Source organism: Mesorhizobium sp. M0185 (assembly GCF_040322175.1).
GTDB lineage: Bacteria > Pseudomonadota > Alphaproteobacteria > Rhizobiales > Rhizobiaceae > Mesorhizobium.
Genome location: NZ_JAMYSY010000010.1, coordinates 80,526 through 99,246 on the forward strand (window position 1 = coordinate 80,526; position 18,721 = coordinate 99,246).

The window sequence follows — 18,721 nt, forward strand, 5'->3', positions numbered from 1 at the left end:
ATGAAGCGAGGTCTTCTCTTGCTGGTGTTCGCAATCCTCGCGGTTGCCGCTTGCCAGCGTGAGGAACGCGACACGCGTCCACAATCGGCGCTCGGCTCGGGCGATCAACCGGCAGCCGTGACTGCCCTCGAGCCGGGCGGCCAACGGCCGACCTCGTCGGACAGCAAGGCCGGCGTGTTCGAGGCCAACGCCTTACACCTCAGCGAGGGCAAGCGTCTGTTCAACTGGTTCAACTGTTCCGGCTGCCATGCCAATGGCGGCGGCGGCATGGGCCCGGCGCTCATGGACCAGAAGTGGCTCTATGGCAGCTCGATCGAAAGCATCCACGCCACGATCAGGGACGGCCGGCCAAACGGCATGCCGAGCTTCCGCGACACGATCCCGGATGACCAGATATGGGAGCTTGCTGCCTTCGTCCGGGCACTGAGCGGCAACGCACCGTCCTCCGCCGCGCCGGGCCGCGACGACGACATGATGCCCCATCCATCCGAGAATCGCCTGCCGGACGCCGCGACGCTGGGGAAGTCGCCGTGAGCCGCGGTGTCTGGACGGTGTGCGGGTGCACGGCCTGCATCCTGCTCCTTGCAGGGTGCAGCGGCTGGCAATCCGCGCTCGACCCAAAGGGGCCGGCCGCGGGCGAACTCGCATGGCTGATCTGGTTCTTCACCGCGCTGTGCACGGTGGTCTGGCTTCTGGTGATGGCCGTGCTGATCGTGCCATTGGCCCGGCGCCCGGCGCCGCTCGGCGACCCGCTTGTCCTCGACGCTGCCGCCGAGCGCAGCAAGATGCGAATTGTCGTCGCCGCACTCGCCGCTACCGCCCTGATCCTGGTCGGCCTGACGCTGCTGAGCTACTTCGCTAACCGGACGCTCGCCGCCATCGGCTCGGATGCGGCGCTGACGATCCGGGTGACCGGGCATCAATGGTGGTGGGAGGTGCGCTACGAAAACGATCAGCCGAACCGCATCCTGACGACCGCCAATGAAATCCACATCCCGGCGGGCGAGCCGGTGCGGCTTGTGGTGACCTCGACCGACGTTATCCATTCCTTCTGGGTGCCGAACCTCTCGGGCAAGCTGGACCTTATCCCCGGCCACGAGAACGTTCTCGATCTGAAGGCGGACAAGCCCGGCGTCTATCGCGGGCAATGCGCCGAGTTCTGCGGCGCGCAGCATGCCAATATGAGCACCTTCATCATCGCCGAACCTCGGCCCGTCTTCGATGCCTGGCTGAACGATCAGCTGCGGCCGGCGGCCGCTCCCGTGTCGGCCGAGGCCAAAACCGGCCACGACCTGTTCCTCAAACGGCCATGCGTGATGTGCCACAAGATCGGCGGCACCATCGCCGGCGGCACGGTCGCCCCAAACCTCACCCATATCGCAAGCAGGCAAACGCTCGCTGCCGGCACGCTGACAATGAGCCGCGGCAATCTCGCAGCCTGGATAGCCAATCCGCAGGGGATCAAGCCAGGCGCCCACATGCCCGTGGTGCGACTGGACGGGGACGAACTGAATGCGATCGTCGCCTATCTCGAGGGCCTGAAATGAGCAGCGCCGACGTGGCCCGTGAGCGTCGGCTCGCCGGCGAGCGAGCAGCGGCCGGCAAAGGAGACCTGGCCCCCGAGCGCGACGGTCCTCGCGATACCAGCCTCGACGACTCCAGCCTTGACCGCTGGCTGGCGCGGACATGGCAGACGGCGCCGGGCATCATCGGTGCGCTCTCGAGCGTCGACCACAAGATTGTCGCGCGGCGCTACCTGATCACCGCTTTCGCCTTCCTGTGCCTCGGTGGCCTCAGCGCCGTTGCCATGCGCATCCAACTGTCGGGGCCGGAGCGCGGGCTGATCGGGCCCGACCGCTACAACCAGCTGTTCACCATGCATGGCGTGACCATGATGTTCCTGTTTGCGGTGCCGATCGTCCAGGCGACCGGCATCTACCTCGTGCCGCTGATGGTCGGCACCCGCAACATCGCCTTTCCGCGCCTCAATGCATTCAGCTTCTGGATTTATCTCTCCGGTGGCCTCTTCGCCTGGGTGTCGTTTGCACTCGACATGGCGCCCGACGTCGGCTGGTTCTCCTACGTGCCGCTGTCCGGCCCTGAATTCGGGCCGGGCAAGCGTTCCGACGTGTGGGCGCAGATGATCACCTATACCGAAGTGTCATCGTTGGCGGTCGCGGTTGCCACCATCGTCACCGTGCTGAAGCAGCGTGCGCCGGGCATGTCGCTGGACAAGATTCCGCTCTACGTCTGGGCGATGCTGGTCACCTCCTTCGTCATCGTGTTCGCCATGCCGGCGGTCATGATCACGTCGACGTTCCTGATCCTCGACCGGCTGGTCGGCACCCATATCTTCAATCCCGCCGAGGGCGGCGACGTATTGCTGTTCCAGCACCTGTTCTGGTTCTTCGGCCACCCCGAAGTCTACATCATATTCCTGCCGGCTACCGGCATGGTGTCCTCGATCATCGCCGCTTTCGCCCGGCGTCCGGTATTCGGCTATCTGGGCATGGTACTCGCCTTGATCGCAGTCGGCTTTCTGTCGTTCGGCCTGTGGGTTCACCACATGTTCGCAACCGGTCTGCCCAAGCTCGGCGCGAGCTTCTTCACGGCCTCGAGCATGCTGATCGCCATTCCGAACGGGTTGCAGATCTTCTGCTGGCTGGCGACATTGTGGGACGGACGCCCGATAATCAGAACGCCGCTGCTGTTCGTGTTCGGCTTCTTCTTCACGTTCGTCGCGGGCGGCCTGACTGGGGTGATGCTGGCGTCGGTGCCATTGGACCTGCAAGTGCACGACACCTATTTCGTGGTCGCGCATTTCCATTACGTGCTGATCGGCGGGTCGGTGTTCCCGCTGCTCGGCGCGACCTATTTCTGGTTCCCCAAGATCACCGGCCGGATGATGAGCAAACGTCTCGGACGCTGGCACTTCTGGCTTGCCTTCCTGGGCTTCAATGCGGCGTTCTTTCCGATGCACATTGTCGGCCTGTGGGGCATGCCGCGGCGGGTCTACACCTATCCGGTGGAACTCGGCTGGGGCAACATCAACCTGTTCATCACAGCCGGCGCGATCATCCTGTTCCTAAGCTTCGTTCTGTTCACTATAAACCTGGTGTACAGCGCCTCGAGGGGCGCCCCGGCCGGGGACAATCCCTGGAATGCCGGCACGCTGGAATGGGCGACGAGCTCTCCACCGCCGAGCTATAATTTCGCTCGGATCCCGGTGGTTACCCACGCCGAGCCGCTCTGGGCCGAACGTGACACGCTGCCTGTCGCGACCGGGCTTCGCGTCGACGCGCGCGAACTTGTCATTTCGACCGTGGCAGAGGCGCATCCAGAGGTGCGCGAGAAGTCGGCGACGCCGTCGATCTGGCCATTGTTCGCCGCGCTCGCCGTCGGCGCCACCTTTCTCTATTCGATCTTCAGCCCGTGGGCGGTGGTCTGGGGAGCCGGGCCGATCGCCATCACTTTGATCGGTTGGTTCTGGCCGAAAGGCGATCCGGAGGATGAGGAATGAAACAGCGTCTTGTCGCCGATCTTTCCAAACTCCCGACCTTCGGGATCGGACCGCGCAGCCCGACCTGGTGGGGCACTCTCGCCTTCATGGCGCTGGAAGGCACCGGCTTTGCGCTCGCCGCAGGCACCTATCTTTACCTCGCCTATCTGTCGCCCAAATGGCCATTGGGCGTGCCGCCGCCCAACCATTGGCCGGGCACCATCGTCACGCTGTTGCTGCTCGCCAGCGTGGTGCCCAATCACATACTGAACCGCTACGCCGAAGCCTGTGCCATGGTGCCCGTGCGCATCGGCCTGATCGTCATGTCGCTGCTCGGTATCGCACCGCTTGTCGTGCGGTGGTTCGAATTTCCGGCCCTCAACATTTATTGGGATACCAATGCGTACGGCTCGATGTTGTGGGTCCTGCTCGGCCTTCACACAACGCACCTGATTACCGACGTCGGCGACACGCTGGTGCTGACGGTCCTGATGTTCACGCGCCATGGCTATAGCGGCCGGCGTTTCGGGGACGTTGGCGACAACGTCTTCTACTGGGATTTCGTGGTCGCGACCTGGATCCCGATCTATCTGTTGATCTACTGGATGCCGAGGCTTGACTGAGATGCGTGCGCTTCGCTTGGGCACATCATGGGGCGGGCTGTTGTCCGGACCTTTGGCCTGGGCGGTGTCGACGCAGCTGAATTACGCGGTCGTGGAGTGGCAGTGCGCCCACGGCATTCCCGTCATACCGGTCATTGCGCTGGTGCTGACAGTGCTGGCCTTGCTCGGCGGCGTGCTTTCGTGGCGGGCGCGACAGCAAGGTGGCGCCGCCTTTAAACCGGATCGTACGCGCGGCACCGAGCATTTCGTCGCCAATATCGGCATTCTCAGCGCGGTGCTGTTTGCGCTGGTAATCGTCATGCAAGGCGCGGCTTCGCTCATTGTTGACGGCTGCCTACGATGAGCTTCGACGCGCTCTTCTCGACCTCGATCTGCTACGGTGCCGGCGCCCCGCAGGCCGGCTGGACGCTGGCGTTGCCGATCACGCTGCCACTAACCATGATCGCACTGCTTTACGCGGCAGGCGCCTTTCGGCTGTGGCGGCGGAGTGCCCGCAGCCGCCCGTTGCGGTTGCGGCAAGCCTTGCTGTTTGCGACCGGCTGGGCCATTTTGGCGGCAGCACTGGTCAGTCCGCTCCATGCATTGGGTGAGCGCGTTTTCACCGCCCACATGATCGAGCACGAGCTGTTGATGGCGATGGCGGCACCCCTGCTGGTCGCCTCCCGTCCGGCGGCGGCGATGATGTGGGCATTGCCGATCAAGCTGCGGCTGGCATTTGGCGCAGCCGGGCAGGCGAAGGTGCTTCGAGCCGTTTGGGCCGCCGTCAGCCGCCCTCTAGCCGCGACCTTCCTGCACGGCGTCGCGATATGGGCGTGGCACGTTCCGGCGCTGTTCGAGGCGGCGCTTGCACAGGGTGTCCTGCATTATGCGCAACATGCCAGCTTCTTCGGTACGGGGCTGCTGTTCTGGTGGGTGCTGCTGCCGCGTTCAGGCCGCGAACAAGCCTACGGCAGCGCAGTCATGCACCTCTTTTTCACCTCGCTGCACACCGGCCTGCTCGGGGTGCTGCTGCTGGTCTCGCCAAGGCTGTGGTACCCGGTAAACGCAGCCGGCGCGGAATTGTGGAGCCTTAGCCCGCTCGAGGACCAGCAGCTCGCCGGCTCGGTGATGTGGGTTCCGGCCGGCCTGATTTATGGCGGAGCCGCGTTGCTGCTGGCCGGTCTGTGGATTCGCTCAAGTGGACAGAGAAGATGGGAGGCGTCGCATGCGCTCCAGGCTGTCTAAGCTGGTCATTGGTGCCGGGACGGCAATTGCCGTGCTGGCCGCAGCTTGGGCGGCGCTGACGTTGTGGCCGGAGCGCCTCGTCAGGGTCGCGCATAAGACGGACAATGCCCCTGGCAGCATCGGCGTGCGCGCAACATCGCGCTTCACTCCGTCCGGACCCATCCTCGGCGCCGCGGCAATTGTCGTGCTTGTTGCAGCCCTGGCCGGGATCGCGTTGTACTTCGAGCAAAGCCGTCGAGTGGAGCAGAAGGCCGACAATGCAACCGGCGGTGTTGGCGCCCGCGCCATACCAATCATCATGGCCAATGGCTGTGCCGGATGCCACACGATCACTGGCGTGCCCGGCGCGCAGGGACTGGTCGGTCCACGCCTCGACGCCAGCTTGGCCACCCGGGTCTATATCGGCGGCGTATTGTCCAACAACCCGCGAAACATGGTTCGTTGGATACGCGCCGCAAGAGAGATCAATCCGCACACGGCAATGCCTTCGACCAGAATTTCCGAGCAGGAGGCGCGGGATATCGCGGCCTATCTCTATTCGCTGAAATGAAAGTCATCGCTGATCCCGGCAGCTGCACGCGGCCTGTCTTCACCAGTCGATCGCAGGCCGAGTGATCATCAGCCAGAAAATCCCGAGTACCGCAGCGAAGGCGGGGAAGCCGAAGGCGAACCACAGCCAGAAGAGCCGATGATAGCGCGGCGGCAACGGCGCGCCTGCAGTGGCGGCTTGCGATGCCAGCTTGCGCATCTGCATTTGCATCCAGACGACCGGGAGCCAGAACATTCCGGTGAAGATATAGAGCGCGATCGAAAGTACGATCCAGCCCTCCGACAGCGAGTAGCCTGCCTGCCAGGCGAGCGCGGCTCCGGTCAAAGGCTGCGCGACCACGGCCGTCGCGGTGAAAAGGAAGTCGGCGACGACGACGATACGCGCCACCGCCGCAACCGTCGCGGCATTGCCGGTCCTGTGGGCGAGCAGCATGAAGAAAGCGATACCGGCGCCGGTACCAAGCAGCACGGATGCGCCGATGACATGCAGAAATTTCAGCAGGAAATAGAGCATCAACGCTCCTCCAGCACTGCCAAGGCCACAAAGTGCAGCACCAGGATCGGCAACACCTTGAGGAACGGCCCAAGCGGGTCGTTCCACAGCTCGGGGCTCAGGAAGCTTCCGACGACCAGGTAGAAGAGCGAGAGCGCGATGCCGCCATAGAGGCCTTTTCGCGCCGCCGGCCGCCAGGCTATGAGCACGCCGACGGCGATGTCGGCAAGAGCGCCGGCGATCACGGCCGGTGCCGACAGGATGCCGGCCCCCGTGCCTTGCATCAGATCGACGCCGCTGCCGTAGCCGGTTGTCAGCGACACGATTCCCGTCATGATCCAGAAGAAGGGCAGGACGACGAAGATCGCCGGCTTGATGAAATACAGCCGGGCAAACCATTTTTCCTGCACCGTTGCCGGATTGAGCGCGAGGAAGCCCGCCAGGGTTTGCGGGCGTATGCCGGTCGCAGCGGTCCAGTCCGAGGGATCTCCAACCGCTCCTCGGCCGATCTCTCTGGCCGCGTTGGTGCGCATCGGTGGACGCCAGCCGAACATCGCGGCAAGGTCGCCGAGGCGGTAGAGAAGCCTTGCAACAGCCGCCGGCAAGACAAACCTGGCTGCAGGAGCCCAGCCGAGCCATCGGCGATAGCTGCCGACGACCTCGTCCATGCTCAGCTGTTCGGGACCGACAAGTTCCAACACGACGCGAGACGGACTGTCGGGATCGAGAAGGAAGACGACTGTTGAGACCACATCGTCGAGTAGTACCACCTGGAGCCGGCCGGTGGCGGGCATGGACGGCAGCACCGGCAGCGAGGCGAGACCCCTAAACAATGCGCTGGCCCCAAACACCGGCCGGCCGAGCACCACGGACGGGCGCAGGATCACCCAATCCAGATCAAGCGCCATAAGCGCTTGGTCGCCGGCCAGTTTCGTCGCCGAGAACGTCGAAGGCTGCGCCCGATCGACGCCGATTGCCGAGAAGTGGATCACCCGGGCAACCCCTGCCCGCGCACAGGCGAGGAAGAGTGCTGCCGCCGCCTCGCGATGGACTTCGCGCGTCTTTTCACGAGGGCTATCCTGCAGAACGCCGGCACAATTGACGACGGCGTCTATGCCCCTGAGATGCGGTAGCCAGTCTTCGGGCTGCAGCGCCACCGCCATGTCCAGCACCAGCAATTGATAATTGCCGGTCCGGTTTGCGCCGGGGCTGCGGACCAATCCGATCACCTCATGTCCTTCGGAAAGAAGGCGTGCCACGACCGAGGCACCGATCAGGCCGGTGGCGCCGGTAACCAGGACTTTCACTGGACCCCATTCTCCGACGGCGGGAAAGTATCGTTCATTCCGGTTTATCGCCCTCGATACTCCCCTTCATACCGGAAAGTTCTTCCGTCGCGCATAACAACCGCGGCCGCGCCGGATCGGAGATGTCGAGCTTGTCCCAAGGGATGCGGTACATGCTGTCGCGACTGCGCAGTCCAAAGACATTGAGGACCGCAATGCCGATGGCCGAAGCGGACAGACGCTCGAAGGCCGCGTAGATGCCGACATGGTACTCGCTAATCACCAGGTCGTCGCCATCCGGTTCGGCGCGTATCTCCTCGATATGACCGATGCTTTTGCCGCGCTGCGAAAGCACATTCCTGCCAGCCAATTGCTCGAGATTGATGGTGGCCATCATCCAGCTCCCGGGATGCGCCCAATGACATGATCGCGCAGCCAGTCCTGCCAGTCGAAGATCGCCGTTTCGCGGACGTCGATATCGAACTCGATGTCGACGCCGATGTCGCGCACCTTGTTCCAGGCGATGCGGTGCGGCTCGGCATGGCGCTTGCCGCCGAGCCTTGCCGCAAGCCGCGCCATCCAGCGCCCGGGTCGCTCGCCAAGCCGACGCGCCAGCGTGATCGAGCCGAGCTCGACCGCAACGATTTTGGGCGGCTTGCCTGGCCTGAGCTCGGCCACCAGACCGTCCACCTTGCCGATCTTGACCTGCTCGCGGTCGACCACTTGCTTGTCCAGAATGTCGCGTAGCAAATCCATCACGTGCCTCCGAATATCTGCAAAGGAATGGTCACGATCGCGAGCACGAAACCGAGCGCAATGATGAAGATGACCGCGGCATTCCCGATCATGCCATTGCGGTGCTCGCCGACATAACGCTCGTCATTCAGCAGGAAAAGGAACGGCACCACGGTCAGCGGCAGGCTGGCGGCCGTCAGCGCCATGGAAAAGATGGTTAGCTTCAGCGGATCGAGACCCAGTGCGATCGGAATGGCGGCGAGAAACAGCGAGACAGTGTAGACGGTGCTGAAGCCGGGATCGTCGCGCGGTTTCTGGTCCTCGCCCCACGTCCAGCCGAAACCCTGCGCCACGAGATAGGCTTGCTGCAGCCCGATTTCGAGCGCGGCACCGAAGCAGGCAATGCCGAGCGATGCGACGAACAGGATGAATCCCCAGAAACCGAAGATCTGGATCAGCATCAGCGGCAATTGATGGTAGTCGTCGACCTGCTCTATGCCGTGCGCCGCCAGCACGAGCGCCGCCACGATCAGCACACCGATCGCGATCGTGCCGCCAAAACTCATGCCAATGCCGGCAATCGCCCGATTGGCTCCGAGATAGCTCCTGTCCCACTGATCCTCGATCGCTCCCGACGAATAGAACATGAACAGGTAAGGCGATATCGACGCGCCAAGAATGCTGACCGCCATGAACCAGTATTTGGCCGGGTCGTGGTCCGGCAGAGTGGGCACGGCGCCGGCCGCGACCTGCCCCCAATCGGGTCTCAGCATGATAGCGCCAACCACGAAGCACAGCGTGACGAGACCGAGGATCGAGACGCCTTTTTCGATGAAGCCGAACGTGCCTTTCCAGAGGAACAGCCATGCCAGAAAAGCGACCGGCAGCGCCCACCAATGAAAGCCGATGCCGGTGGCGAGCTCGAGCGCAATGGCAACACCGCCGATTTCGGCTGCCATGACCAGGAAATTGACCAGCAAGGTCGCAAGCAACGGCCACAGAAAGGCGTTGAAGCCAAACCGTTCCCGGATCCCGTCGGCGATGGTGTGATGGCTAACTGCGGCGAAGCGTCCGGCCATTTCGACCAGGAAGATGATGCAGATCGTGCCCAGGACGACGGCCCATATCAGCTGAAACCTGAACGCCGCGCCGGCCTGAGCGGCGGTCGCCACTGATCCGACCTCAAGAAAGCCGCCAACGCTGGTGACGACGCCGAGCGATATTTCGAGCAGCTTCTTCATGATTTCGGCGCGAAATATTTCGCGTAGGACGTGCTCAGATCGGCGGCGGCGGCCCGCAGATCCTGCTGCGCGTGTTCCACTTCCGAGCGGTTGCCGTTCTGCACGGCCGTCGCCGCGCGAATTACCGCTGCCGAAAGCCGTCCAACCGCCATCGTCAGACCGGCTTGCCCGCTGGGCTCAGGCGACTTGGCGGACTGGATTTGCGCACCGGCATCGGCGAGCGCCTTGCCGACCGATTGCAAAGTGCGCGACGTGTATTCCGACGGGGCTCCCCCAGCGATCCAGCTCTCCAGGACCAGCGATGCGGTCTGTGTGGCGGAAGCCGCGGTTTTCGACTGCTGCTCGACCTGGTCGGAAGGCGAGCATGCCGTCAATACAAATATTATCAGCAGCAAGCACGGGCGGTCTGGTCGAAGACCGACGGCTGTAACGGCATTTACAATACGTGCTTGTAGCGTTGCTGCCACACGATTGTTCTCCCCGCACCAAGCGACTTCGGCGCGAAGGTTGATCTAGAGCGCTGGGTGATCAGGTCAACTGAACCGCGATGAACGGCGCTGGCACCGCGGAACAAACCAGCGATCGCCGGATTAGGGGATGAGGAGGCAAAGGCCATGGACAGGGAAGAGCGTATCAGGCAGCGAGCCCATGAGATCTGGGAGCGCGAAGGCCGTCCGCAAGGACGCGAGCGCGAGCACTGGGATCAGGCCGTGCAGGAGATCGAAGCTGAGGGTTCCGAGGCCGAACGCGGCCCGGTCGTGCCCGATCCAACGGTCGAGGCCGGCTCCGATCCGGAGGCACGCGGCAGCAAGCGGCGGCGAGGGACATGAGGCCGATGCCTCGTTTCGTCGCCTGGATCGTGGTCGTACTGGTCGTGCTGTTCGCCGCCTGGCTGATGATCGGGCGCGACAGAACCGGCGGCGGAGGTCAGCCCACGCCGCACGCAATTGATCAAAATGGATAGGAGCCGACATGACGGGAACCGATACTCATCCTGAACAAGACCCGGCGGAAGGATCGCGATCGATAGTGGAAAAGCAGCTCCGCAAGGAGCAAGGCGGCGAGGGTCAAGATCGCAAAGCCGAGCCAGCTTCCGACAAATCCGGCAGCAAGACCAAGACACCTTCGGAAGCGCCGAAGTAGGCTTGGATTGAGCCGGCTGACAGCGGGCTCACACTATTGGTTGACGTTCGGCCAAACCGACGGCAGCTGCTTCGGTCCTCTTTCCCGTCGAGCCTGGGGCCTCGAAATAGTGGGGATAGCGCTGCTGGACGATTTCGAGCACCTCGAAGATGCGGCGAAGATGCGTTCGCATCGCCTCTTCCGCCGCAAACGCGTCGGCCTGCTCAAGCGCATCGACAATCCGCCGATGCTGGCCGAGGACCACCGACATGCTGTCGAGGCGCGGAAAAGACAGGAAGCGGAAGCGGTCCATGTGCAGCTTCGCCGCGCTGATGTCGGCCCAGATTCCGGGGAAGCCGGCATGGCTGGCGATGTGCTGGTGGAACAGCTCGTCCGACTTGAAGAAGCGCCTGTCGTCCGCGATTGAGGCGAACGTCTCCTGGACGGCCAGTTCGCCTTTGAGCACGGCAAGCAGGTCGGCACGGCGCGGGCTCTCGACCGCGCGCTTGATCAGGCCGACTTCGAGCGCTTCGCGCAGGAACTGCGATTTCTCGAGATCGGCAATCCGGAGCGGCGCCACCATGCTGCCGCGCTGCGGATAAATGTCGATCAAGCCAAGACCGGCCAGCCGGGCGAGCGCCTCCCTGACCGGCGTGCGGCTCACGCCAAGGGCTTCCGACATCGCCTTTTCCGAGATCACTTCATGCGGCTTCAGACGGAAGGTCAGGATCTGGTCGAGCAGAACCTCGAACGTCCTCGCCGCGACCGATACGCCGGGGCCGGTTTCGCCCAACCGCCCCTCGGTGGTGGTCCGCATTCCCAAAAGCCCTGCCATCGGCGACCCCTTATAGGCTCTGCAGCGTCAAGCCGTTCATGAAATGCCTGCGCAAGCAGCAGCGCCGACGTTATTCCTTGCGCGGAGAACCGCCGATGCGCGCCAGCAGGCCGCCATCGACGCGTACGACCTCGCCGGTGACGAAGGAGGCATCGTCGGACAGCAGGAAGGCGACGACTGCGGCAATCTCTTGCGGCCGGGCGGTACGGCCGAGCGGATGCATATTGTCGAGGATGCGCAGGATCTCGTCGGGCTTATCGTTGAGTTTGACCGCATCCCGCAGCATCGGCGTGTCGACCGCACCCGGAGCGACGGCATTGACGCGCACGCCGAGCGGCGCATAGTCGACGGCCATCGATTTGACCAGGCCGATCAGGCCGTGCTTGGCCGTGCTGTAGGCCAGAACCCCTTCCTGGCTGGCCAGACCCTGCACCGAGCTCATATGGACGATGGCGCCGCGGCTTTGCCGCAGCAGCGGCATCGCCGCGCGGGAGAGCAGGTAGGCAGCCTTGAGGTTGACGTTCATCACCTCGTCCCAAAGCGCCTCGTCCGTGGTCTCCACCGTTCCGTAACGCTGGATGCCGGCATTGTGGGAGAGCATGTCGAGCCCGCCGAACGCGGACCGGGCAAGCTCGACGGCGCGGCCACAGGCCTCAGTGTCGGCGGTCGAGCCAAGCACGGTGTGCACGGTCACGCCGCGCGCCGAAAGCTGCGCCGCTACCTCATCCAACTGATCGCCCGCCCGGTCGAACAGGATCAGGTCGACGCCTTGCTCGGCCAGTCTTTCGGCGACAGCACGGCCGATGCCCATGGCCGCCCCGGTGACCAGTGCGCGTTTTTTGAACTCAGCCATTTATCCTCCCTCGAACAGTTGCGCAGCGACTGCCATGGTAGCCGACGGACGCCACTCGACGTGCTCTTTCCACCGAACCGGCCCAAGCGTGTTCGGCGTCATGTCGATCCTTGCATGAAAGCCAGCGTTTCCGCGCGCGTCGGCGCGCCGAGCCGTCCGCCAAAACGCAGGCATTTCAGGGCGGCGGCGGCGCTGGCCACTGCTATCGCCCGCTCTTCGTCCCAACCTTCGGCCAGGCCGAGAGCGAAGGTGCCGTGGAACACGTCGCCTGCCGCCAGGGTGTCGACGGCTTCGACCCGCGGCGACGGCAGATGACGGACGTCATTGCGGCCCGAGTAGCGGAACACGGTGCCGTTCGCGCCATCGGTGACCGCCACGAAGGCGCCGGTCCGTTCGCCGAGAATGGCGACGGCAGAACCGGCGGATATCTCCGGACCGCAAAGGATGCGTGCCGCCGGCAGCGAAGCAACGACATGCGAGGCGAGCGGCAGCAACCGGTCGAGCACCGGTCGCGACGCGACATCGGCGTCAAGGATCGCCGGGATGCCGCACTCGCGAGCCTTCGCCAGCGCCAGCGCGGCGGCTCCGGGCCAGCGGACATCGACCAGCACGGCGTCGAAGCGGGAAAAATCTGCATGTGGAAGACGGTCCGGATCGGCTTGCGTGACGGCATCGTAGAAGGGCACGATCATACGCTCGCCGGCGGCATCGACCAGGATCGTAGCAATGGCCGAGCGGCCGCCCTCGACCTTTCGCACCAGCGAACAGTCGACCCGCTCCGCCTCCATCTGGGCGGTGACGTCCCGGCCGACGGCATCGTTGCCGACGCTTGCCCATAGCCAGACCTGACCGCCCTGGCGGCTGGCCGACGCGGCCGCGCTTGCTGCCATGCCGGCCGCGATCTGCACGGCCTCGCTTGGCAGGAACTTGCCGGCGCCGGAGGGCAGGACATCGAGGCGCAAGATCGTATCGTAGGTGAGCGCGCCGACGCAAAGCAGGCGGGGCGCCGTCATTGCAGCCGGTAGCCGCGCTGATGGGCAATCGCCGTCATCACGCCTCTCAATTCGGCAAGGCCGCGAAGACGGCCGATCACGGGATAGCCGGGATGGGTGTGCCGCGCAGCGTCATCGATCAGCTCATGGCCATGATCCGGGCGAAACGGCAGCAACGCCGCCGGTTCGCCGGCGTCGCGGCGGCGTTGCTGCTCGTCGAGCAAGATCGAGACCACCGAGACCATGTCGACATCGCCGCTCAGATGCTCGGATTCCATGAACGAGCCGTCCGGGTCCTTGCTGACGTTGCGCAGATGCACGAAGTTGATCTTGTGCGCAAAGCGGCTGGCGATGGCGGGCACGTCATTGGCCGGGTTGGCGCCCAGCGACCCCGTGCACAAGGTAAGGCCGCTATTAGCCGATGGCACTGCGTCCAGGATAAAGGCGATGTCGTCCGCGTTCTTGACGATCCGGCACAGGCCGACGAGATCGCGCGGCGGATCGTCCGGGTGGATCGCCAACGTGACGCCCGCCTCTTCGGCCGCCGGCAGAACGTTTTCGAGAAAACGGACGACGTTCTCACGCAGCCGGTCGTGCGACAGGCTCGACTGCTCGGCCACCACTTCGCGCAATTCCGCTACGTCGTAGCGCTTGAAGGCGCCTGGCAGGCCGGCCATGATGTTGGCAAGCAGACGCTCTTTTGACGCACCCGGCGTCGTCTCGAACCATTCGCTCGCCCGCTGGAGAACATCGGACGCATAGTCGCGCTCCGATCCCTTGCGCTGCAGCATGTAGCAATCGAACGCGGCAAGCTCGTGCATGTTCATGCGGAGCGCCCGTCCGCCGCCCGGCAGCGGCGCAGCCAGGTCGGTCCGGGTCCAGTCGAGGATCAGCATGAAGTTATAGCAGACCGTGCGCACACCGCAGGCGCCGAGATTCCGTAAGGTCTGCCTGAAATTGTCGTAGAGCCGGTCGAGATCGCCGCGGCCGAGCTTGATGTCTTCGTGCACGGGCACACTCTCGACGACGCTCCATTTCAGGCCCATCGCCGGATCCGCCTCGATAAGCGCCTGGCGCTGCCTGATGGCGTCAATCGGCCAGACTTCGCCGTAAGGGATGTCGTGCAGTGCCGTCACGATGCCGGTCGCGCCGGCCTGCCTGGCATGGGCAAGCGTTGCCGCGTCGCTCGGCCCAAACCATCGCCACGTCTGCTCCATTCGACCTCCAGCCATGGAATTTTCGATGAGACCCCGGTGTATTGGATGCTACCATGGCAGTCAATTGCCGCAGTCCAGTGCCTGTGTCCGCGTTCGGGCGGCCGCCCTATGAGAGATTACAACGATACGTGGCGTTCAGATTGAACGGCTATTCAAGGTCCGAGTTTCGGCTGGCCCAAATCGCGCCGCGTTCGAACATCGTGCGCATTTGCGGCACGGCGAACTCGTCGGCGGTGTGCCCGAGCGCGCTGTAGAAGACGCGGCCCTTGCCGTAGCGGCGCTTCCAGACAACCGGCATGACGACGCCGGCGATGAAATCGAGATGCTCGCCGGTGAAAGTAGTCGTCGCCAGCACCTCGTTGGTCGGATCGACATGCATGTAATACTGCTCTGAACGGTAGGCGAAGCCGTCGATGCCTTGCACGACCGGATCGTCTGGACTGGTGATGTCGACGTGATAGTCGATGATGTTGCCGGGATGGGCGATCCACTGGCCGCCGGTCATGAACTGATATTCCGGTTCGTTGCGGAAGCTGTCGCACATGGTGCCGTGAAAGCCCGCAAGGCCGGTGCCGGCCCTGACGGCGCTGGTCAGGTTTTGCAGCTCCGGCTTTTCGATTGTCGACATGGTGATCACCGGGACAATGAGATCGAGCTTGCCCAGCTGCGGATCGGCAAGTGCCGAAGTCCCCTGCTCCAGCTGCACGTCGAAGCCGTTGCCGGCCAGCATCTCCTTGACGATTTCGGCGCTTCGGGCCGGGGTGTGACCTTCCCAGCCGCCCCAGAAAATCAGTGCCGTCTTGCTCATCGCATTGTTCCCTATTCCAGAATTCCAAAAGGCAGATCGGCGCGCATCGGCGCCGGCCGGGCGCAGCCATATCTGAGATCGATACGCCGCCCTGTCTCAGATGAAGAGATGATCGATTCCATGATTTCCAGGACATGGAGGGAAAGGTCGAGACTGGCGCGGTGTTGTCTGCCCGAGACGATCGCCTGCGCCATGTCGGCAAGGCCGAGGCCCCGGTAATTGCCGTCGCCATAGGAATTGATCTGATCGGCCACCGTCCAGTCGCCCTTGCGCTGGCTGGTCCTGATGTCGCCCTGGAACTGGTTGGGATCGGAGACGATCATCGAGCCCGTGGTTCCGTAAAGTTCGATGTGATTGTGTTCATGCTTCCAGACGTCGAAGCTGGTGGTGATCGAGACCGCGGCGCCATTCTCGAATGCGAGCAGCCCGGAAATATGGGTCGGCACCTCGACCCGGATGGTTTCGCCCTGGCGCGGTCCAGAACCGATGGTGCGGGTGGCGTAGGAAGACTTCGCCTGCCCGGTCACGGATTTTACCGGACCCAGGAGATTGACCAGGCAGGTCAGATAGTACGGTCCCATGTCGAGCATTGGCCCACCGCCGGGCTGATAGTAGAAATCCGGATTGGGATGCCAGAGCTCGTGGCCGGGCACCTGCATGAAGGCAGAGCCGGCGACAATGGTCCCGACCGTATCCTTATCGACCAGGCGCCGCGCCGTCTGGTGGGAGCCGCCAAGAAAGGTGTCGGGTGCGCAGCCGACGCGCACGCCCTTTTCGCGCGCGGCCGCGACCAGCCGCTCGGCGTCGCTGAGCGTCGTTGCCAGCGGCTTCTCGGAATAGACGTGCTTGCCTTGCCCGACAGCCTGCAGGCCGACCGGCACATGATGCTGCGGCGTCGTCAGATTGAGCACGATCTCGACGCGCGGATCGGCCAACAGCGCGTCGACCGGCATGGCAGCCAGGCCGTGGGCCGCTGCTTTCGCCTCGGCTGCCGCCCGGTTGATGTCGGCGACGCCGACAATGTCGAGCACCGGGAATTGTGGCGATGCCTTCAGATAGGCATCCGAAATGTTGCCGCAGCCGATAATGCCGACGCCGATCCTCCGCATGGGCTTCTCCTCAAAAGGCGGCATTGATGAAACAGCAGAACTCGTTTGTCACCCCCCTTTCGGCCGGACGACGTTATCCCGTGACAAGTATATACCTAGAGAGCCTCAGAACCGCTGCCCGATCACAATCGCGCGCCTATGCGCGAGCCGCTTGCTTTCGAGGTCGAACGGCCGGTACTCAGCAACACTGCTTCATGTAGCTTGCTCGACATTTCTGATGCCGGCTTTGAGCACAGCACAGATTTTCACCCGTAGAAGGACGCACATGATCCGCCCACAAGGAACCATCGCACCGATTCTGACGCCGTTCGAAAACGACGGCCGCATTGCCCGCGACCTCTGGATATCACACGCCAAATGGGTGCTGGATCAGGGAGCGCATTTCCTGTCGCCGTTCGGCACCACGGGCGAGGCGTTGTCCGTCTCGTTGCGCGAGCGCATGCAAGCGCTGGAGTGGCTGGTCGAGGCCGGCATTTCGCCAGGCCATCTGATGCCCGGCACCGGTGTCACAGCACTTGCCGAGACCGTCGAGCTGACGGCGCATGCCGTCGGGCTCGGCTGTGCCGGGGTGATGGTGCTGCCGTCGTTCTTCTATACGGCCGCCGGCGACAACGGACAGGCCCGCTACTATGGCGAGCTGATCGAACGGGTGGCGAACCCGGCGATGAGGATGATCCTCTACCACATCCCGCAGAATTCCGGCGTACCGGTGAGCCCGGCGTTGACCGCCCGCTTGAGCGAAGCGTTTCCGGATGTCGTGGTGGCTTACAAGGACAGCGCCGGCGATTGGAACAACACCGCGGCGGTCATTGCGGCAGCTCCAGGGGTCGCGGTGTTCCCTAGTTCGGAAGCACAGCTGACGAAAGGCCTCGCCAACGGTGCTGCGGGCTGCATCTCGGCGACGATCAATCTGAATGCCGCAGCGATCCGGGCCGTCTACGACGCTGCGCTGGCGGGAGAGGACATTACTGACGCGGATGCCGCCATCAAGGCGTTCCGCAAAATCATCCAGGACGCCGGCCTCATCTCCGCGATGAAGGCAGTGCTGGCGGTACGGTCCGGCGACAGACGCTGGCTGAACCTGCGCGCGCCGCATGAGAACGCGACGCAAGCCACCGGCGAAGCTTTGCTCGCCGCTCTCGGCCCGCTAGCCGACCATATCGGCCGGAGCTGACTATCGGGCCGTGTTCAGGGCGGCAGCAGCGCGTATCAGCGCCTTGAACGCATTCTCATCTATGTCTTCGCCCTCACGGATATCGATGGCGCGCCTGGTGTTGCCTTCGAGACTGGAGTTGAACAGGCCTGCAGGATCCGGCAGGGAGGCGCCCTTTGCGAAGGTCACCTTCACGACGTTCTTGTAGGTCTCGCCGGTGCAGATTATTCCGGCGTGCGACCACACCGGAACGCCTCGCCACTTCCACTCCTCGACCACTTCCGGGTCAGCCTGCTTGACGAGAGCGCGGACATGGGAAAGCGTCTTGCCTCGCCAATCGCCCAGCTCACTGATCCTCGCATCTATCAGCTGAGAGGGAGAGCTCTCTGCATTTCCTTCCATTGAGCCACTCTTCATCATCATTGTCGCTTTCCCTAGGGTTGTTGCCGCTCGCCCGTCACATGAATACCGCTAGTCGGCACCGGGTTTGCGGGAATGACTCGCATTCCACTCACATTTGCTCGCCAGGCAACTGGCCGGCTTGCTTTACCCAGTCGGTGAGTTGAGCTTCGTCGAGCTGGTCGTCCTCGCGGATGTCGAGGTAGCGCACGTCCTTGTGCTTGGACTCGCCTGGAGGGACAGGATGCAGCGACGTGCCGCGGAAGAAAGCCAGCTTGATGTACTTTGTGAAGCAATGGAAGTTGAGGAACCAGCCTTGACCCTCGACGCCATAGAAGGGCGAGTTCCATTTGACGGCCTTGCGCAGGTTGGGAACGTTGCGCTCGATGAGCGCGTCGAGGCGACGGCCGACGTCGCGTTTCCAGCCAGGCATGGCCGCGATGTAGGCCTGCACAGGAGCGTCACCATCACCGTTCGGAATCTGCGGGTTGCCGCCTGCGAGGAGGACCGGCTTGGCGGCTACAGGCTTGGCGGCGGGCTTCTTCGCGACCGCCGCTGACTTGATGGACGTCTTGTTGGCCAT

The 18,721-nt window shown here is 63.7% G+C and carries 24 protein-coding genes; 10 read left to right on the forward strand and 14 right to left on the reverse strand.

All coding sequences use genetic code 11. The features are described from left to right. Genes NKJ20_RS10755 through NKJ20_RS10785 form a run of 7 tightly spaced genes read left to right on the forward strand, consistent with a single transcriptional unit; the run spans position 1 to position 5,896 of the window. Positions 1-534: a c-type cytochrome gene (locus NKJ20_RS10755; protein ID WP_352743969.1), complete on the forward strand. Its 534-nt coding sequence runs from the start codon at positions 1-3 to the stop codon at positions 532-534. Continuing rightward, entirely contained in the window at positions 531-1,547 is a 1,017-nt protein-coding gene (coxB, locus tag NKJ20_RS10760) for a cytochrome c oxidase subunit II (protein ID WP_352743971.1), read from the forward strand. Before NKJ20_RS10755 ends, coxB begins: the two co-directional genes overlap by 4 nt. Further along, positions 1,544-3,520 carry a cytochrome c oxidase subunit I gene (gene ctaD / locus NKJ20_RS10765; RefSeq protein ID WP_352743972.1) on the forward strand — a complete coding sequence of 659 codons (1,977 nt, stop codon included), beginning with the start codon at positions 1,544-1,546 and terminating at the stop codon, positions 3,518-3,520. Before coxB ends, ctaD begins: the two co-directional genes overlap by 4 nt. After that, a complete protein-coding gene (locus tag NKJ20_RS10770; RefSeq protein WP_352451517.1) occupies positions 3,517-4,122 on the forward strand; it encodes a cytochrome c oxidase subunit 3 in 606 nt (201 codons plus the stop codon). Before ctaD ends, NKJ20_RS10770 begins: the two co-directional genes overlap by 4 nt. 1 nt (position 4,123) lies before the next feature. Continuing rightward, positions 4,124-4,465 carry a hypothetical protein gene (locus tag NKJ20_RS10775; RefSeq protein ID WP_352743974.1) on the forward strand — a complete coding sequence of 114 codons (342 nt, stop codon included), beginning with the start codon at positions 4,124-4,126 and terminating at the stop codon, positions 4,463-4,465. Then, the gene (locus tag NKJ20_RS10780; RefSeq protein ID WP_352743976.1) at positions 4,462-5,346 is read left to right on the forward strand and encodes a cytochrome c oxidase assembly protein; all 885 of its coding nucleotides are present in this window, start codon (positions 4,462-4,464) and stop codon (positions 5,344-5,346) included. The genes NKJ20_RS10775 and NKJ20_RS10780 overlap by 4 nt, the downstream gene beginning before the upstream one ends. Further along, on the forward strand, positions 5,327-5,896 hold the full coding sequence (locus NKJ20_RS10785) for a c-type cytochrome (RefSeq protein WP_023676158.1): 570 nt from the start codon (positions 5,327-5,329) through the stop codon (positions 5,894-5,896). Before NKJ20_RS10780 ends, NKJ20_RS10785 begins: the two co-directional genes overlap by 20 nt. 39 nt (positions 5,897-5,935) lie before the next feature. Here the strand turns inward: NKJ20_RS10785 and NKJ20_RS10790 are convergent, their stop codons facing one another. The 6 genes from NKJ20_RS10790 to NKJ20_RS10815 are packed head-to-tail and all read right to left on the reverse strand — an operon-like array spanning position 5,936 to position 10,045. Then, positions 5,936-6,409 carry a DUF2269 family protein gene (locus tag NKJ20_RS10790; protein WP_352451514.1) on the reverse strand — a complete coding sequence of 158 codons (474 nt, stop codon included), beginning with the start codon at positions 6,407-6,409 and terminating at the stop codon, positions 5,936-5,938. Then, complete coding sequence (locus NKJ20_RS10795) at positions 6,409-7,695, reverse strand: SDR family oxidoreductase (RefSeq protein WP_352743978.1); 1,287 nt, start codon at positions 7,693-7,695, stop codon at positions 6,409-6,411. The genes NKJ20_RS10790 and NKJ20_RS10795 overlap by 1 nt, the downstream gene beginning before the upstream one ends. Positions 7,696-7,729: 34 nt before the next feature. Beyond that, positions 7,730-8,068 (reverse strand): hypothetical protein, encoded by a 339-nt coding sequence (locus NKJ20_RS10800; protein WP_352451512.1) that lies wholly within the window; start codon positions 8,066-8,068, stop codon positions 7,730-7,732. Then, positions 8,068-8,430: a hypothetical protein gene (locus NKJ20_RS10805; RefSeq protein WP_352451511.1), complete on the reverse strand. Its 363-nt coding sequence runs from the start codon at positions 8,428-8,430 to the stop codon at positions 8,068-8,070. The genes NKJ20_RS10800 and NKJ20_RS10805 overlap by 1 nt, the downstream gene beginning before the upstream one ends. Beyond that, on the reverse strand, positions 8,430-9,650 hold the full coding sequence (locus NKJ20_RS10810) for an NRAMP family divalent metal transporter (protein ID WP_352743981.1): 1,221 nt from the start codon (positions 9,648-9,650) through the stop codon (positions 8,430-8,432). Before NKJ20_RS10810 ends, NKJ20_RS10805 begins: the two co-directional genes overlap by 1 nt. Continuing rightward, the gene (locus tag NKJ20_RS10815) at positions 9,647-10,045 is read right to left on the reverse strand and encodes a hypothetical protein (RefSeq protein WP_352743983.1); all 399 of its coding nucleotides are present in this window, start codon (positions 10,043-10,045) and stop codon (positions 9,647-9,649) included. Before NKJ20_RS10815 ends, NKJ20_RS10810 begins: the two co-directional genes overlap by 4 nt. 219 nt (positions 10,046-10,264) lie before the next feature. Here NKJ20_RS10815 and NKJ20_RS10820 point away from each other — a divergent pair, with 219 nt between their 5' ends. Then, positions 10,265-10,480 carry a DUF2934 domain-containing protein gene (locus tag NKJ20_RS10820; protein WP_023676165.1) on the forward strand — a complete coding sequence of 72 codons (216 nt, stop codon included), beginning with the start codon at positions 10,265-10,267 and terminating at the stop codon, positions 10,478-10,480. Positions 10,481-10,485: 5 nt separating this feature from the next. Beyond that, entirely contained in the window at positions 10,486-10,614 is a 129-nt protein-coding gene (locus NKJ20_RS10825) for a hypothetical protein (protein WP_280952094.1), read from the forward strand. Between the two features lie 207 nt (positions 10,615-10,821). Here the strand turns inward: NKJ20_RS10825 and NKJ20_RS10830 are convergent, their stop codons facing one another. The 6 genes from NKJ20_RS10830 to NKJ20_RS10855 all read right to left on the reverse strand — a co-directional run bounded on the left by NKJ20_RS10830 (position 10,822) and on the right by NKJ20_RS10855 (position 16,586). Continuing rightward, positions 10,822-11,607, reverse strand: coding sequence for a GntR family transcriptional regulator (locus NKJ20_RS10830; RefSeq protein WP_352451507.1), 786 nt, complete (start codon positions 11,605-11,607; stop codon positions 10,822-10,824). 70 nt (positions 11,608-11,677) lie between these two features. Further along, positions 11,678-12,460 carry an SDR family NAD(P)-dependent oxidoreductase gene (locus tag NKJ20_RS10835; RefSeq protein ID WP_023676169.1) on the reverse strand — a complete coding sequence of 261 codons (783 nt, stop codon included), beginning with the start codon at positions 12,458-12,460 and terminating at the stop codon, positions 11,678-11,680. A 98-nt stretch (positions 12,461-12,558) separates the two neighbouring features. After that, positions 12,559-13,473 (reverse strand): PfkB family carbohydrate kinase, encoded by a 915-nt coding sequence (locus tag NKJ20_RS10840; RefSeq protein WP_352743984.1) that lies wholly within the window; start codon positions 13,471-13,473, stop codon positions 12,559-12,561. Next, the gene (gene uxuA / locus NKJ20_RS10845; RefSeq protein WP_352743985.1) at positions 13,470-14,669 is read right to left on the reverse strand and encodes a mannonate dehydratase; all 1,200 of its coding nucleotides are present in this window, start codon (positions 14,667-14,669) and stop codon (positions 13,470-13,472) included. Before uxuA ends, NKJ20_RS10840 begins: the two co-directional genes overlap by 4 nt. Positions 14,670-14,817: 148 nt before the next feature. After that, positions 14,818-15,477, reverse strand: coding sequence for a ThuA domain-containing protein (locus tag NKJ20_RS10850; protein ID WP_352680924.1), 660 nt, complete (start codon positions 15,475-15,477; stop codon positions 14,818-14,820). Positions 15,478-15,488: 11 nt separating this feature from the next. Beyond that, positions 15,489-16,586, reverse strand: a complete 1,098-nt coding sequence (locus tag NKJ20_RS10855) for a Gfo/Idh/MocA family protein (RefSeq protein WP_352743987.1) — start codon at positions 16,584-16,586, stop codon at positions 15,489-15,491. 265 nt (positions 16,587-16,851) lie between these two features. Between NKJ20_RS10855 and NKJ20_RS10860 the strand changes: the two genes are divergently transcribed. After that, positions 16,852-17,760, forward strand: a complete 909-nt coding sequence (locus tag NKJ20_RS10860; RefSeq protein ID WP_352743989.1) for a dihydrodipicolinate synthase family protein — start codon at positions 16,852-16,854, stop codon at positions 17,758-17,760. Here NKJ20_RS10860 and NKJ20_RS10865 read toward each other — a convergent pair whose 3' ends face one another. After that, positions 17,761-18,159, reverse strand: coding sequence for a DUF1801 domain-containing protein (locus NKJ20_RS10865; RefSeq protein WP_352744055.1), 399 nt, complete (start codon positions 18,157-18,159; stop codon positions 17,761-17,763). Between the two features lie 91 nt (positions 18,160-18,250). After that, complete coding sequence (locus tag NKJ20_RS10870; protein WP_352743991.1) at positions 18,251-18,721, reverse strand: DUF1801 domain-containing protein; 471 nt, start codon at positions 18,719-18,721, stop codon at positions 18,251-18,253.